At 51.1% G+C, this 17,361-nt stretch carries 3 protein-coding genes; 2 read left to right on the forward strand and 1 reads right to left on the reverse strand.

Annotation, left to right across the window (positions count from 1 at the left end):
- Positions 1–43: 43 nt before the first annotated feature.
- Complete coding sequence (locus tag C3B51_RS00065) at positions 44–1,228, forward strand: GTP-binding protein (RefSeq protein ID WP_130243745.1); 1,185 nt, start codon at positions 44–46, stop codon at positions 1,226–1,228.
- A gap of 54 nt (positions 1,229–1,282) precedes the next feature.
- Here C3B51_RS00065 and katG read toward each other — a convergent pair whose 3' ends face one another.
- The gene (katG, locus tag C3B51_RS00070) at positions 1,283–3,598 is read right to left on the reverse strand and encodes a catalase/peroxidase HPI (RefSeq protein ID WP_130243746.1); all 2,316 of its coding nucleotides are present in this window, start codon (positions 3,596–3,598) and stop codon (positions 1,283–1,285) included.
- Positions 3,599–4,522: 924 nt separating this feature from the next.
- Between katG and C3B51_RS00075 the strand changes: the two genes are divergently transcribed.
- Complete coding sequence (locus tag C3B51_RS00075) at positions 4,523–17,326, forward strand: tandem-95 repeat protein (RefSeq protein WP_130243747.1); 12,804 nt, start codon at positions 4,523–4,525, stop codon at positions 17,324–17,326.
- The last annotated feature ends 35 nt before the right edge of the window (positions 17,327–17,361 follow it).

Consider the following 17,361-nt stretch of genomic DNA (forward strand, 5'->3'; position numbering starts at 1 on the left):
CCATAATGATGGCTAAATATCACATGAGTCAGGAAGTTATAGTATGGCAAGCAACGATGAATTTATTAAACAAGTTATCTTTGTCAATACGATAGGTGCCAAAGGACAGGGTAAAACGACCTTAACTGCTGCTATCACGAAGGTGCTGGAAAAAGACCATATGGCAACAGCACAAGACTTTGCCGCATTAAATAATGCGCCACAACACAAAGCCCGCTCAGGCGTGACCTTTTACCGCTCGGAAGCAGAGTATGAATCCTCAGCGCGAGTGTGCGTTCAATATGATTATCCCAGCTTGATGGACCAAGCCAAGGGGATGATCAGTGGTGAGTCCAGGGGCGATGTGGCAATTCTAGTGGTCACACCGGAGCCTGAACTTATTGAGTCGTGTGGCGAATACCTGATGCTATTGCGTGACTGTGGTGTAAGCCAAGTCGTTGTGTTTATTAATAAGTGCGACGTTGCGCAGGGCAAAGAACCCATCGGTCTTGTCGAACCGCTCGTGAGAGAGCAGCTTGATCGATACTGGTTTGATAGTGAAAGGACACCTGTGATCTATGGTTCTGCATTGCAAGCGCTTGAAGGAGACCCCGTTTGGGAAGATAAGATACGGGATTTAGTCAGGGCAATGGATAGTCATTTTTTGGATCCCGTTCTTTTTAAAGATCAGCCTTTCTTAATGCCTGTCGAAGATGTATTTGAGATTCAGTTTCGTGGCACATATACCTGTGGCAGGATTACGTCGGGTACTTTACGAGTAAAAGATTCTGTTGAACTTGCTGGGATTAGAGACTCACGACAGACAACTTGTTCGAAAATACAGATTGGATCTCAGCCACAAGACTGTGTGGGTGCAGGAGACCACACAATGATAGTGCTCAAAGGGATCCCACGCGATGAGATTGAAACAGGCATGGTGCTTTGCGAACAGGGCACGATGAAGTCATGTAAGCGTTTCGAAGCGCTGCTTTATTGTTTGACAGGTGAAGAGGGCGGACGTAAAACGCCTTTGCACAATGGATTTGAAGGTGACTTTAGACTGCATTACCTTGATGTGGCAGGTACGGTGAGCTGGACCAGCGACATTGAAACGATGGCGCCGGGCGATAAGCTTAACGTGACCGTCAGGCTGAGTAAGTCTATGGCGATAAAAGCGGGTGTAGAATTCGAGGTCCGCCAGTATGGTCAGGTTGTCGCTGTCGGGCGTGTAACCTGTCCCATTGACTGAGTGTTTTAACTAAAAAGTCAGCGCCTATCGCAGGCGCTGACTTTTGGGATGGGATTACAACTGATGACGCAAATCAAAGCGGTCCAGTTGCATCACTTTGTGCCAGGCTTTAACAAAGTCCTCTGCAAACTTTTGCTGGGCGTTGTCATAGGCATAGACTTCGGCCACGGCGCGCAGCTCTGAGTTTGAGCCAAAGATCAAATCCACACTGGTGGCCGTGAAGCGCTTTTTGCCTGTGCTGCGGTCAATGCTTTCGTACAAACCGGCTTGGCTGGTTTTTTGCCACTGATGAGACATGCTCAGCAGATTGACGAAAAAGTCATTGCTGAGCGTGCCCACTTTATCGGTAAATACACCGTGCTGAGAGTCCATGGCATTGGCACCCAGTACACGTAAACCACCCAGCAGCACCGTCATTTCTGGCACTGTCAGATTGAGCTGATCGGCTTTATCAACCAGCATTTCGGTTGGTGAGCGGTAGCTGGCGTTCACGTCAAAGTAGTTTCTGAACGCATCCGCTTTTGGCTCGAGCAGCGCAAATGAATCTACATCGGTTTGTGCCTGGGTCGCGTCGGTGCGCCCTGGGGTAAAAGGCACAGACACCGTAATACCGGCGTTTTTGGCTGCCTGTTCAACTGCGGCGGCGCCCGCCAGAACAATCACATCCGCCATAGAGACTTGCTTAGTGCCACCGGCTGCGCGGTTAAAGCGCGCCTGTACCGCTTGCAGCTGATTTAAAACGGACGATAGCTCATCCGGGTTGTTAACTGGCCAGTCTTTTTGTGGTGCCAGCATAATGCGGGCACCGTTGGCACCACCGCGCATGTCCGAGGCACGGAAGCTGGCAGCAGACGCCCAAGCGGTGCGAATAAGCGCCGGTACGCTGATCCCGGTTTTCAGAATATCCAGCTTGATTGCCTTGGCATCGGCTTCATTAATTAAAGCGTGGTCGACCGCTGGCACAGGATCTTGCCAGATCAGCGCTTCATCAGGGGCGGTATTACCCAGATAGCGGGCACGCGGGCCCATGTCACGGTGCGTAAGCTTGTACCAGGCTTTGGCAAAGGCCAGACGGTATTCTTCCGGGTTGGCCAAAAAACGCTCGGCGATTTTGCGATACTCCGGGTCGTACTTGAGTGCCAGATCGGCCGTGGTCATCACGGGTGAATTAAACTTCCCTTTGACATGCGCATCGGGTACTGAGGTGTGCAGTGCTTCATCGGTTGGGATCCACTGAATGGCACCGCCCGGGCTGCGTGTTTGCTGCCATTCAAAGTTCAGCAGGTTTTGCAGGTAAAGCGTAGTCCAGCGGGTAGGTGCCTGAGTCCACGCACCTTCCAGGCCACTGGTGACGGTATCTTCAGAGTGGCCTTTACCACATGTATTTTTCCAGCCAAGGCCTTGCTCTTCAATGGCGGCACCACCGGGTTCTTTACCCACACATTTACTGGCCTTATGCGCGCCGTGCATTTTACCAAAGGTGTGGCCACCGGCTATCAGCGCCACGGTTTCCTCGTCACTCATGGCCATTCGACCAAACGCCACGCGGATGTTTTTGGCCGAGCCTACCGGATCGGGCTTACCTTTGGGGCCTTCCGGATTCACGTAGATTAAGCCCATGTGTGTTGCACCGAGCGGACGTTGTAATTTACCGTCTTTTTCTTCGCGATCACTGGCCAGCATTTCAACCTCAGGACCCCAGTAGACTAGATCCGGTTCCCAGTCGTCCGTGCGCCCACCGGCGAAACCATAAGTTTTAAAACCCATGTTTTCCAGGCCAACGGTACCGGCCAGGATCATCAAATCGCCCCAGGAAATTTGCGCACCGTACTTTTGCTTAAGCGGCCACAATAGGCGCTTGGCTTTATCCAGGTTGCCATTGTCTGGCCAGCTGTTGAGTGGATCAAAACGCATCTGACCGCCATCACCACCACCGCGACCATCTAATGTACGATAGGTCCCCGAGCTGTGCCAGGCCAGGCGAATAAACAGCGGCCCGTAGTTGCCCCAGTCGGCTGGCCACCAGTCTTGTGATGTAGTGAGTAGCTCATTCATATCACGTTTCAGCGCTGCCATGTCTAACTGATTGAATGCCATGGCATAGTCGAAGTCTTCTCCCAGAGGATTAGAGCGGCCGTCGTGGTCGCGCAGGGGAGATAAGTCAAGCTGATCCGGCCACCAGAACTGATTAGATTTGGCCACGCCCATAGGCGCATTGCCGGAACCGACCGCGCCTTTTGGTTTGCTGATCTCGCCATTAGACTGGCTGCCTTGTTGCAGGTCGTTGTTGCTGGCGCAGGCGCTGAGGCCTGTTACCGCTAAACTTACCAGCGCGGCTAAGGCCGATTTTCTGAATATTTTTGTATTCATAGTGGTTACCTTATTTCTGTGAAATGCCTGCCGACCGGTCAAACCCTAACCAGCCGCCAGTGTATCTGCTTAATTCTCAGCGAGTATAGTTACAGGTTTGCAAAATTGTTAATGGAATTTATAGATGCCTGCATTCGTAAAAATCAATCAAGGCTAATCTTGCGATAGCACTCATTACAAAGTGCTGGTTTTATCTGATGATGAGTCAGTTTTTATTTGCGTGTAATAACGTGTAATGGTTTTGAGTTGGTGTTTTCCTGTACCCTTTATCTATATGCATGAGCATTTAAACGCAAACAGAATCGCCTTGCTTTGTTTCTTTTATGTGTATAAATGTCAATTTTTGGTTTAATTATTAATCTCTTAATATCTGATTTATAAGGTAAAAATTGTTCTACTCTGGTTGTTTTGTGTATATAATCTAAATAATTAAATTTAGTTACAAAGCAAAATATAAGACACCTGAAGCACTCAGGCTGTCTTCTGTCAGGCGAAAAACCGCAGTTTTTCAGGTCGAGGGGTTAGGTAAAAAGTAGGTCATCCAATCGGGTGGCTCGATGTTACCAGCATATATGCTGGTGAGCGTTTAAAGTATTATTACCAGGCTCAGAAATAGGTTTGCATGCCTGTCGTGTTCAGACTGTATTGTTCAGTCGTTATTATTCAGAGCCGTCAGCCGTTTTGGCTACCCCTTCTTTGTTTTCGTGGGTTCCTGTGAACTGACTCACGATCTCTTACGTACCGTTTTGCTTGCCAATTGTGCCCTGAGCGGGCTGGCAAACCTGGTGCGCTCGCGCTGCGCTTGCTCAATGTAACGTTCCATATTCAGGCTGTGTGGTATTTACCCGTAGCCACACAGCTGTTGGCCGAAAGGGGATTTGGCCGGGCAACATATTTTAAAATTAAGTGTTAGTAGGTAGTTTGATGTCTCTTAGTGATAAAAGCATAAGTAAAAAAAGTAAATTAGCCCGGCATATCCAAGCCGCGTTATTGGGTGGTGTTGCGTTGCAAAGCCCCATGGTTCTGGCAGATGTATCGCCAACAAAGCCTGTGTTTAGCGACAGTGTCTCTTCAGAGCAAGAGCAAACTGAGAATTCATCTAATTCTGTTAATGCAAGGGCGACCACGCCAGATCAATATGATGACGACTACAAAGACATTGAATATAGTTTGTCGGGAGTTGATGCACATTTATTCAGAGTCAGTTCTGGATATATCTATTTTATAGAGAGCCCTGATTTTGAGTCACCATCTGACAGCGACAATAATAACCAGTACCAGTTCACTGTTACTGCTAAGCACAAAATCTCAGGCCAATCGACGGATAAATCGTTCACTCTAACAGTGACGGATGCGCAAGAGTTTGAACCTTTATTAACTATAACCCCCCAATCTGTGGCTGAAGGCGGAGCAGTGCAACTAGTTGAGGGGCTGATTGATTTCGGTGCAGCTGCGGAAGGCCTGTCGGAGCAAATCCGATTTTATCCAGATAGCAAGATGCAGGGAGGCCATCTGTACTACGATAGAAATGAGGATGGTATTTTGCAAAGGAGTGAACGCGTAAGGAGTGACTCCTCTTATGGGTTCACTTATGCGAGTTTAATTTCCGGCGGATACTATTATCTACATGATGGCGCTGAGGTGAATAGTACAGAGCTCTCTTTTTACGCCTCTGTGTCTTGGAATGCCTCGCTTAGAGATACTTACCCAACGAGAGAAAAAATACGTATCCCTATCACTGTTAACGCTACTGATGATGCCCCCGCGCTGAGTTCAAAAGTATATGCCCAGAGTATTGCGCTAATTCCTGACATGCTCAAAGGAAGTGAATTGGTTATCAAGCCGGATATTCATGGTAATACATATGCTTCTTATTTTTTGAATGATAAAGTGCATTTTTATAAGTTTGATGGTAGTCGTTGGTCGCCGATAGGTAGTCATGATGTAAATGGTGGTTCGGTGCATGATGCCCAGTTGCTGTTTAGCAGTGACAACTCTCCTGTGTTTGCCTTTTTGAGTATGCACAGCAATGGTGATGCTGTCGTCGACGTGTACAAATATGATGTGACACAAACACAGCTACTTAAGTTGAGCCCTGAGCTAGACTCGGCCAACGCCTACAATGTTCACACCACTTTGGGTAAAACATTTGGGTTTACCATAGACGGGCAAGACGATATTTACCTGCTTTTCCATTCGAAGCAAATAATTCATGGGCGCATAGTAAAATATTCAGCCATAGCTGGTTGGCAGGATGAGTTCCTGTTCACAGAGCCTTTCGCTACGAAATCTTCAGGTGGTTGGGGCAACACAACAACTCCTATGGATGGCTACTTAAAGCTAAATTTGACAAAGTCAGGAGACGTACTTGCGTATGGTATAGCAGGTTACCTGGGGACTGAGAGTGCCATGAGCTGGTACGCCTACAGCTCCAAAAAAATTGTAGATGGTGAGTTGGTTAGTATAGATGGCAGAGCCGGCAGCAGTTCAAACTCTACGACTGGACAATATGAATTTGATATTAAGGCCAACCCTGAGGTTCAGGACTTCCATTACAGTACTTTTTCTAGGCGTGTCAGTTCTCCAGACAAATTGAGTATCTCGTATCGAAACTACTCTGCTGATAAGAGTTTACTTATGCAACTTGGTCAGACTGTAACAAGCGATTTCAGCGCAACAATTCTAGGCAGTTATTCTCATTACAGTGTTGAGGTTGCGTCGGGTACCCAAGGTAATTCTCGTATTATTGTCTCATCAGTTGTTGGTGAGCAATTTAAAACTCTGTATGAGTTCGAAGTACCTTTTGAAGTCAATGCGCATCCAGAGTTGTCGGTCAATAGCAAGGATGACTTAAGCATTTACTTACGAGGTCAAGATAGTTCGCTTTTCCCACAGCAGCATCTTGAAATTGTGTCATTTGACCGTGGTACTGCACAGCAAAAGCAGATAAAACAATCTGGCAGTGCATCACTATTACTTCCTAATTACACCATTGAAGATCCCGATGACACTGAAGTTTCTTTAAGCTTAGAGGTGTCGCCAGCCAATGCTGGTGCTTTTAAGTTACCAGAAAATATTGCCGATTTTGGTCTGGGAATCACTCAAGATGACAGCAATGGCAGTTTACAAATAACGGGCCCTATCGCGGACCTCAACCAGATCATCAATAAAATTGCATTTATGCCTGCGGCTGGATATGTCGGGCAAGCTGCCATTAAAGTAGACCTGAGCAATAATGGGAATACGCACAATGTGGTGAATATTTCCGGCAATATTGTCGATGCCAACAGCGCCCCTCAGCGTGTGAAAAACGAAACTATTGCCGTTGGCGAGGGTGAAAGCGTTACGATATTGAATTCTCAGCTTCAGTTTACAGACACTGACGATAGCGCGTCTGAACTGACTTACACAGTGCAATCATTACCCGAGTTTGGGGAGTTGTATCTAGATGCCAATCAAAACGATGTTCTAGAAAGCAGTGAAAAGTTGGCTGCTGGTAGCCAGTTCACTCAAGCTGATATTGACAATCAGTTACTTAGTTATACGCACCTTGGTGCGGAACAAAGCTCTGACAACCTGATTTTAACACTGGAAGATGGCCTTGAAGATGGTGTGTCGCCAGTATCTAATATCACGGTGCCATTTGCGGTCACTGGTAAGGATGATCCGGCAACAGACATACGCTTGAGCCTCACTGAGGTTAATCAGTCGGCAATGCTGTATAACAATGTCTTTGCTACCATCGCAGTAACCGATGCAGACAGTGCCAGTCACACATTTCAGTTTTTCTCGGTGAGTGATGGCCTGTGCAACGACGCAATATTTACTGGCTTGACTGCGGATGGTTATAACCTGAGCTCGTCTTCAGTGTTAGCTCCTGGACTAAATCAGATCTGTGTTGAGGCCACTGGCAGCCAGACTAGCTTCCGTAAGATTGTTACGCTGAATGTGATTAATAACTTACCTGAGGTTGCCCCAGAAAAGCCCAGCTTGTCTCCTGCATCAGATAAGGGAGTAAGCAACAGCGACAATATCACCAGTGTGACCAGGCCGCAGTTTACCGGCACGGCGTCACCGGGAGCGACGATACAACTCAGCAGTGATTTAGCAGGTGTGATAGGCACAGCTGTTGTGGATAGCCAAGGCTATTGGTCAATAACGCCAGCGAATGATCTGAATACGGGCACTCATACCATCACCGCCAGTGTAATGAATGGTCAGGTCAGTGGCACGCCCTCCAGTCCTCTGGTTGTGGTGATTGACACCAGCGCTCCGAGCATTGGTTCGCAGGCGACAGTTAAGCTGGCTGGTCACTCTGGTAGTGGAAGTGCGGTTGGAAACTCGCAACGACCTACGTTTGAAGGCAAAGTGCCCGGTGCTGATTATGTCAAACTGACGCTGAAATCACGTGATGGGCAAGTTATCCGCGAACTGGGTACGGCCAATGTAGATGAACAGGGTAACTGGTTACTGAGTGTGACTGAAAATATACCGCACGGGGAGTACTTGATAGATGCGGTGGTATTCGATAACGCGGGCAACTCAGAAAACTATAATACCCTGGTGTTATCTATAGATACCCTTGCGCCAGCTGGTTTCAATACGGCATTTGCCGCTTCATCCTATCATGCTACCAGCGCTGCACTGGCAAGCTTTAATATCAGTAACGCTGAGGTTGGCTCCAAGTACAGCTATACCATTACTGGTCGAAACGGTGGAACCGCGGTTACCGGCTCCGGCACCATCGAAAGTGCGACGCAAACCATTTCACCTGTTGACCTTCGTGGCCTGAATGATGGTGAACTGACCCTGTCGGTTACTTTAACCGATGTTGCGGGTAACACCTCAGCAGCACAAACCAGTTTTGCCCGTTTAGACTCAGGTGCACCTGGCATTGCTACGTTTAAAGCTTCTCTTGCCAAGCTAAACAAAGACGGCACGGCGGTGGTCGATATTGTGCTGGCTGAGCCAAGTGATGACTTTGATATCAGTGACCTTGAGGCCGCAGGCGGCACACTGACTGGATTTACAAAGTTGAGCTCTACCGTCTATCAGGTAACCTATGTGCCAGCAGTTAATTCTAGTACTGCTGGTTCACTTAAAATTAAAGCCGGTGCGTTTACCGATGCCGCAGGGAATACCAACACCGCAGCGCCTGTGCTTAACTTTGACATTGATACTCAGGCACCAAATCAACCCAATGTGGTTGTTAGTGGCACGGCATTTAATGCAGATACCATTAAAGACGGCTTGTTTAGGCTGCTGGGTGCAGAGCAAGGTGCAACGTATCAGTGGACGATGCAGTCGCTAAGTGGTCGTGGTGATATTAATACCGCTGAGCAGGTTATTCGTTTTGACTCAGACAGCAATGGTATCCAAAACATGAACGATGGCACTTTGTCGCTGTCGGTCACTGTGATTGATGACCATGGTAATGAATCGCAGCCATTCACACAGGATATTGTGTACGAGAATGTTAAGCCAACCTTGCAGATCATCGCACCACAAGGGGTATCTGGCAAAGGGCCTGTGACGCTTGAGTTTGTTGTAAGTGAGGAAATCACGGGCTTTGAGCAAAGCGATCTTCAGTCAAGTGCGGGTAACTTCCAGAATTTCCAGGCTCTGGGCAACAACCGTTATAGCGCGCAATATGTCGCTGCACCACAAGCAAGCGGTGCAGTCACTGTGAGCGTTGCAGACGGCGCATTCAAGGATAAAGCAGGTAACCAGGTTGCTGCTACTGAGCAGCAGTTTAATGTGGATACGCTAGCGCCTGCAGGTCATAGCGTGGCAATGAACATGTCTCAGTACCATAGCCAGGCACTGGGGAGCGCCAGCTTTAGCTTTGCCAATGCTGAAGTCGGTGCAAACTATACCTATACCCTGACCAGCAGCGGTGGTGGCAAAGTCTCAGGCTCTGGCACCATTAACAGTGCAACGGATACTGTTAACATTTTGGACATGCATAACCTCAAAGATGGCTCGCTGATGCTGAACGTTATCCTAACGGATACCGCAGGCAACCAGTCCAACACTGTGATGGACTCAGCCGACCTGGATACTGTTGCACCACAAGTACACGCTATCACGGCATCAAAAACCGCGATAAATGCGAGCGAAACCAGTGTGATCACCATCACCCTGAGTGAGGCAAGCAGTAACTTCAGCATGGCATCGTTGGCGGTATCGAGTGGTGAACTGTCTGGCTTTACAGCGGTTAATGACATCGGGACCCAATACCAGGTTATCTTCACGCCAGCCGCTGACAGTGAGTCGACAGGCAGCGTGACGGTGAAGGCCAATACCTTCAACGACACAGCAGGTAACATCAATACTGAGGCGAAATCGGTTGAGCTTAACGTCGATACCCAGGCACCAACCGGTTATGCGGTGACACTGGATAAAGACGTTTATAACAGCTCTGCGAGCTCCATTCGTTTTGACTTGAGCGGCGGCGAAGACGGTGCAACTTATACTTATACACTGAGCAGCGACGGCCGCAGCGTCAGTGGCACGGGCACCCTTGATAGCGCGCAGCAGCAAGTGGTTATTACGGATATCGAAAACCTTAACGATGGACCGCTGAGCCTGTCTGTGACGCTGACCGATAAGGCTGGCAATGCCGGTGTGGCTGCTATGGACACGGCGACCCTGGATACCGTGGCGCCGAGTGGTCACGAGGTAACCTTAGATCAGCAAACCTATAACCTGGCTAATCGCGATGCAGCGAGCTTTAGCTTCAGTGGCGCCGAAGTGGGCGCGACATATGCTTACACGCTGACCAGCACGGGCGGCGGTGAACTGACGGGCACTGAGACCATCACAGCGGCGAACCAGCAAATTAATATTGCAAACCTTAGCCAGCTGAAAGACGGCACGCTGAGCTTGTCTGTGGTACTTACCGACAGCGCAGGCAATGCGGCGGCAGCACTGACTAAACAAGCCAAGCTGGATGCAACTGCACCGACTATTACCACTTTGAGTGCGTCACAGAGCGCCCTTAAAGCAGGCGAGACCAGCGTGATCACCATTGGTCTGAGCGAAGCCGTTGTTGACTTTAATAAGAGCTCGCTGAACGTGGCGGGCGGTACTGTGTCTGAGCTGGAGCAGATCAGCGATACCAGCTATCGTACCGTGTTCACGCCGAGCGAGAACTCGCAAGCAGCAGGCACCATTGCTATTGCCGCTGGCAAGTTTAGCGATGCAGCGGGCAACCCGAATCAGGCTTCTGATACCCTGACTCTGAACGTAGATACTCAGGCGCCGGGCAATCACAGTGTGGCGTTTGGCGCACCTTACTACCATGGCACCAATGCCAATGCGGCCAGCATTACGCTGGGCGATGCCGAAGTGGGGACCCGTTATCACTATGTGATCAGCAGCGCGCAAGGCGGCTTGCCGGTATCGGCACAAGGTGACGTTACTGAGTCAAACCAGACTATCAGTGGTATTAACCTGAGCAATCTGAACGATGGCCAGCTTAACGTGACTGTGACGCTGACCGACCCGGCAGGCAATGTCTCTGAGGTAGCTTCAGGAACGGCAATACTTGACACTGCCGCGCCACAAGTGGTGAGCCTGAAGTCTAACGACCAGGCACTGAAAGCCGGTGAGCAGGCGTTGCTCACCATTGTACTGAGCGAGCCAAGTGCAGACTTTACACAGGAAGACATCGTTGCAAGCAGCGGTAGCCTGAGCGAGTTTAAAGCACTGAATGCGACCACCTATCAGGCGACCTTTACGCCGGATACGAATGTGGAAGGTGACGTGACCATCAGCATTGCGGCAGGCGTATTCAATGACGCGGCAGGCAATGCCAATACGGCAGCGCAGCCGCTGGTGTTGAGCCAGGATACGACAGCCCCAAGCGGTCAGTCGGTCAGTATCGACCAGACCTTAATCAACCGTGATAACGAAACGGCCATGAGCTTTACCCTGAACGGGCTTGAAGGCAAAGGCATGCTGACTTATCAGGTCAGTGATGGCACTACGTCGGTGGGCAGTCAGTCGCCTATCAGCATCACAGCAGCCACACAAAGTGTCACCGGGGTTGATGTCTCTGCATTGGCAGAAGGGCGTCTGATCCTGACCGTTGTGGTATACGACGAAGCAAACAACGCAGGCGAGCCTGTGACGGCTGCGGTGACCAAAAAGTACAATGTGGCCCCGGTGCTGTCGGGCACACCGCAAACCACTGTGAACGAAGATGCTGAGTATGTGTTTGAGCCGCAGCTGACAGACTCGGACAGCGATGACACCCATACCTTTGTGATCAGCAATAAACCAGACTGGGCAAGCTTTGATGAGCAAACCGGTAAACTGAGCGGTACGCCGGGCGATGAGCACGTTGGCAACTACGAGCAAATCGTTATCACCGTCAATGATGGTAAAGCCGAGCACGCACTGCCTGCCTTCAACATTGAAGTGGTTAACACCAATGATGCACCTGTGGCGCAGGACTTTAGCTTCACACTGGATGAAGCGGAGCAACTGGTCATTGTATCTCAGCAGGGCTTGCTGAGCAGTGCAACGGATGACGACTTAGACAGCGAAGACAGCCTGAGCGCCGTGATGGTGAGCCAGCCGCAGTATGGTACTTTGCTACTGAACGCAGACGGCAGCTTCACTTACACTCATGATGGCAGCGAAAACCATAGCGACAGCTTCACTTATCAGGTGAAAGATGCCGCAGGGGAACTGTCTCAGACGCGTAACGTGGCGCTGACGATTAATCCGCTGGCAGATGCGCCAGTGACGCTCGATGACACCCTGACGGTAACAGAAGACACACCGAACACCCTGGATCTGCTGGAGAATGATTCTGACGCAGAAAACGATATGGTGGCAGCGTCTGCGGCGGTAGTGACTGAGCCTCAGCTGGGTAGCTACACCATCACCAATGGTAAGCTGACTTATACGCCAAACGAGAATGCCACGGGTCAGGACACGCTGACCTACACGGTGAAAGATGCGGCGGGTAACACCTCTAAAGCGGCCACGCTGACCATCAGTATTGTGGCGGTGAACGATCAGCCTGTTGCCAAAGGCGCGACGTTAACGGTAGAAGAAGACACGCCGAGCGATGAGCTGGATGTACGCACCTTATCGAGCGACATCGAAGACACCCACCCACAAGGTGAGGTTGCACTGAGCGTATTGCCGAGCAAAGGGGTTGTCACTGTGAACCAGGAGTCTGGCAAGCTGGTGTATACACCAAACGCCAACGCTACGGGCAGTGATGCATTCAGCTATACCATTGCGGACAGCGAAGGCCTGGTGTCTGAGCCAGTTGAAGTGATTGTTAACATTGGTGCAGTCAACGACCGTCCGGTGGCGGCTGGCGACAGCGTCACGATTAACGAAGACGAAACCGGCACACTGAATATCCTGAACAATGACACCGATGTGGAAGATCAGGGCTTCAATGGTGCCAACGTGATGCTCGAAGACAAGGGCAATGGTGCAGGTGCCTACGAGTTGGCGGATGTCACAGTGCTGGCTGATGGTCAGATTGAGATCACACCCAAAGCGGATGTGAACGGCAGCTTCAGCTTTACTTATACTCTAATGGACAGCGAAGGGCTGAGCTCTGAGCCGGCAACCGTTAACGTTGATATCACGCCAGTGAATGATGCGCCGGTCGCGACTGACAACACCGCGCAGCTCGAAGAAGAAGGTTCATATGAAGTCAATGTACTGGGTGATGACTACGATGTGGATGCCAACGACCAGCTAGACCCAGGCAGTGTGACTGTGGTTCGCCAGCCACAAAGTGGTCGAGTCACAGTGACCGACAGCGGTGCGATTGTCTATGTACCGAATGCGCACTTTAATGGTCTGGATACCTTTACCTACACGGTGAAAGACGCGGCAGGTGCTGTATCGAACGAAGCGCTTGTGACCATGACGGTTACGCCTGTGAACGATGCGCCAGTGGCAGACGCCCAGGTGCTGAACGTTGCTGAAGATGGCAGTGTGTTAATCACTCTGACAGCCACGGATATCGATGCAGACGCGCTGAGCTATCAAATCGTACAAGGCGTCAACTCAGGCACGCTGACACAGCAAAGTGATAACAGCTGGCTGTATACGCCGAATGCTGATTTCAATGGTGAAGACAGTCTGCAATTTGTGGCCTTCGATGGCCAGGCAGAGTCTGAGCCGGTGCAAGTCACGCTGAATGTGACTGCCGTGAATGATGCACCAGTGATCACAGGTACACCGGCAACGGGTGTGGATCAGGACACTGCTTATCGCTTTACGCCAGACGCCAGCGACTTAGATGGTGATTCACTCACTTTCAGCATTGAGAACCAGCCTGCCTGGGCTAACTTTGATGCGCAAAGTGGTACTTTGTCTGGTACACCGGGCCGGGATGATGTGGGCAACTATGCAAACATTGTAATTAGCGTATCGGATGGCGAATTAACGGCATCACTGCCTGCATTTGCCATCCAAGTTGGCTATGTCAATGCCAAGCCGGTTGCACAGACGATGCAGGTGTTTGTCGACGAAGATGCGTCAACCAGCTTCAGTGCGCCGGTTACAGACCCTGATCAGGACAGCCTGAGCATTACAGTCACCCAGCAGCCTGCCAGCGGTACGCTGAGCGTGCAGGGCACCTTGTTCAGCTATATTCCGGGCGCCAACTTCAATGGCTCAGATAGCTTTAGCTATGTGGTCAACGACGGCGAAATGAACTCAGATGAGGCGCAAGTCAGCATCACGGTTAATGCTGTAAACGATACGCCGGTGGCACAAAACGATGCCTTTAGTTTCGGCGACGTGGCAAGCAGCTATAGCCTGGATGTACTGGCAAACGACAGCGATGTGGATGCGGGCGATACCCTGACCCTGGTCGGTGCAAGTGCCTCTATCGGTAGCGTTTCTATCAGCGATGGTCAACTGGTTTATCAACCGCAGGCAAGCGCGCAGGATACTGCTGTGATCACGTATATGCTGGCGGACAGCGCGGGTGTACGTGCACAGGCGACGGCGACGGTTGAGATCACCGCCTCCGCTGCGGCTAACGCGCCAACGCTGAGCGTACCGAACGATATGAGTGTGGATGCAACCGGTCTGTTTACTAAAGTTGATTTAGGTACAGCTTCTGCCTTTGACAGTAATGGCAATCCGCTGGCGGTGTCCTTGGTGGATGGCGTGACGAATTTTGCGCCGGGCCTGCATCAGGTTTACTGGAAAGCAACCGATGGTAATGAACAGTCAACGGTGAAGAAGCAGACGGTTGCGGTGAACCCGCTGGTGTCTTTGAGCAAAGACAGCCAGATTGCGGAAGAGCAAAGCCACACGGTCAAGGTCTTCCTCAATGGTCCGGCACCAAGTTACCCGGTGACAGTACCGTATACCGTTACTGGCTCGGCCGATGGTAACGACCATGACTTGCTTGACGGCGAAGTGGTAATTGAATCGGGTACTGAGGCCAGCATTACCTTTAACGTCTTTGCCGACGGCATTGTCGAAGGGAATGAAAGCATAGTGATCACCCTGGCAGACACGCTAAACCGGGGTGCCAAGTTCAGCTCTACCGTGACCATAGTGGAAGACAACGTTGCGCCAGCGCTGACGGTTAATACCACCCAAAGTGGTGAGTCGCGTACGCTGATAGTGCAAAATGGTGAGTCTGTTGTGGTGAGCGCAGCGGCAACTGATGCCAATCCGCAAGACAGCATCACGCTGAGCTGGGAAGCGGCAGACGCACAAATGACGGATCTGAGCTTTGAGGCAGGTCGCTTTGAATTTGACCCAAGCGTGCTGGCTGCGGGGATCTACAAACTCAGCGTAACGGCAACCGATGATGGCACACCGGCGTTGTCTGCCACTCAGGATATCTATCTGGAAGTTGTTGAAAGCTTGCCACAGCTAAGCAGCGTGGACAGCGATGGTGACCTTATTCCGGATGATCAGGAAGGCTTTGCGGATTCGGATAATGACGGTATTCCGGATTACCTGGATGCCAACAGCGACTGTAACGTGATCCCAGGCCAGGTAAAAGATGCGAATCAGTATCTGGTAGAAGGTGAGCCGGGCGTATGTCTGCGTAAAGGGGCAACTGTGGCACAGAACTCCACGGGCGGTGCACAGCTGCTTGAAACTGAGCTGCCTGTGGATAGCGAAGCGACCAACATAGGTGGGGTGTTCGACTTTATCGCCACCGGATTGCCTAAGGCGGGCGACGTTTACGGTATCGTGATCCCGCAGCGTAAACCTATCCCGGTTAACGCGATTTACCGTAAGTTCCGTGACGGTGAGTGGGTGAACTTTGTTACCACAGACGGCAATGCCATCCTGTCGGCAACGGGTGAGCCGGGTTACTGCCCACCTCCGGGCAGCAACGAATGGCGCGATGGCCTGAACGAAGGCGACTGGTGTGTGCAACTGCAAATTGTGGATGGTGGTCCGAACGACGACGACGGCATTGCTAACCGCAGCATCGTTGATCCGGGTGGTATTGCCGTTCTGATGAGCGACAACACACAACCCGTGGCACAGGCTGATACCCTGACTGTGGGTGCGGGTCTGCCGGTATTTATTAATGTACTGGAAAACGACAGCGATGCTGACGGAGATACGCTGACCATTACGGGCGCAAGCGCCGACTTTGGTGAGGTTGAAATTCTCGATAATCAGTTACGCTATACACCGCCGGTGGATTATGTTGGTACGGCAACCATCAATTACAGCATTGCCGATGGCCAGGGCGGTACGTCCAGCGCCACAGTGACGGTTGAGCTGGTGGTCAATGCCGCGCCAGTCACTCAGCTCGATACTGCCAGCACCCATGATCAGGCCAGCGTTATCCTGGATGTTCTGGCCAACGACATGGACCCGGATGGTGACGCCCTGACGCTTATCAGCGCAACGGCGACGCACGGCAAGGCAGTCGTTAACCTTGACGGGACCCTAAGCTATGAGCCAAAACTGGGCTTTAATGGAGAAGACACAGTGACTTATCAGGTCAAAGACGCAAAAGGTGCGACCAGCACCGGGATTGCGAAAATCAACGTAACAGCCCATCAGGTTGCGACGGTAGAAAACAAGTCATCTGGTAGCCTGGGTGGTCTGTTAATGGTCATGGTATCGGCGCTGGTACTGCGTCGTCGCAAGTCGGCGCTCCCGGCTTACGCGGTTGTGACGGCCAGCTGCCTGGTCAGTGCACCTGCACTGGCAGATGCGTGGCGTGTTCAGGCAACGTTAGGACAGGCTGAAGCTAACAGCCAGTTCAGTGCCTTGCCTGCGGGGACTCAGGTCTCGAACGTCGACGACAGCAGCCAGTCATGGTCAGCCGGTGCTTTCTATCAGCTGATGCCTAAGTGGTATGCGGGTCTGCGTTATATCGACCTGGGCCAGGGTCGGGTGACGCTGAGCGGCAGCACACTAACACCAGACAGCTGGCACCAAAGCATGGCGCGTGTCGCCCCGGTTCTGCCAGAAGGCTTTGCACTGCAAACGGGTCTGGAAGTGGCACGCTTTGACAAAGTGCATGGCGAGCTGTTCCTGGGCGCCTACAACTGGGACTATCAGATTGACAGTACCCTGAACGGTCGTCACTTTGTTCAGTACGAACAAAAAGGCACCAGTGCGTACTTTGGTGGCGCAGTGGGCTACCAGCTGAGCGACAGCACCGCGCTGACGCTCAGCTACAGCCACTACCGCCTGAGCGCCAACCGCATCGGTGAAGTTGCCGCCGGTATTGAAGTGCGCTTTTAACGAGCAATGACAGCCCGGCCAGGGACGGCAGGGCT

Origin of the sequence: Pseudoalteromonas rubra (assembly GCF_004212645.1) — a bacterium.
Classification (GTDB): domain Bacteria; phylum Pseudomonadota; class Gammaproteobacteria; order Enterobacterales; family Alteromonadaceae; genus Pseudoalteromonas; species Pseudoalteromonas rubra_G.

Bases quoted from the DNA above. Each gene is read 5' to 3' on its own strand.
- C3B51_RS00075 (WP_130243747.1), top strand. From the start codon at position 4,523: ATGTCTCTTAGTGATAAAAGCATAAGTAAAAAAAGTAAATTAGCCCGG.
- C3B51_RS00065 (WP_130243745.1), top strand. From the start codon at position 44: ATGGCAAGCAACGATGAATTTATTAAACAAGTTATCTTTGTCAATACG.
- katG (WP_130243746.1), bottom strand. From the start codon at position 3,598: ATGAATACAAAAATATTCAGAAAATCGGCCTTAGCCGCGCTGGTAAGT.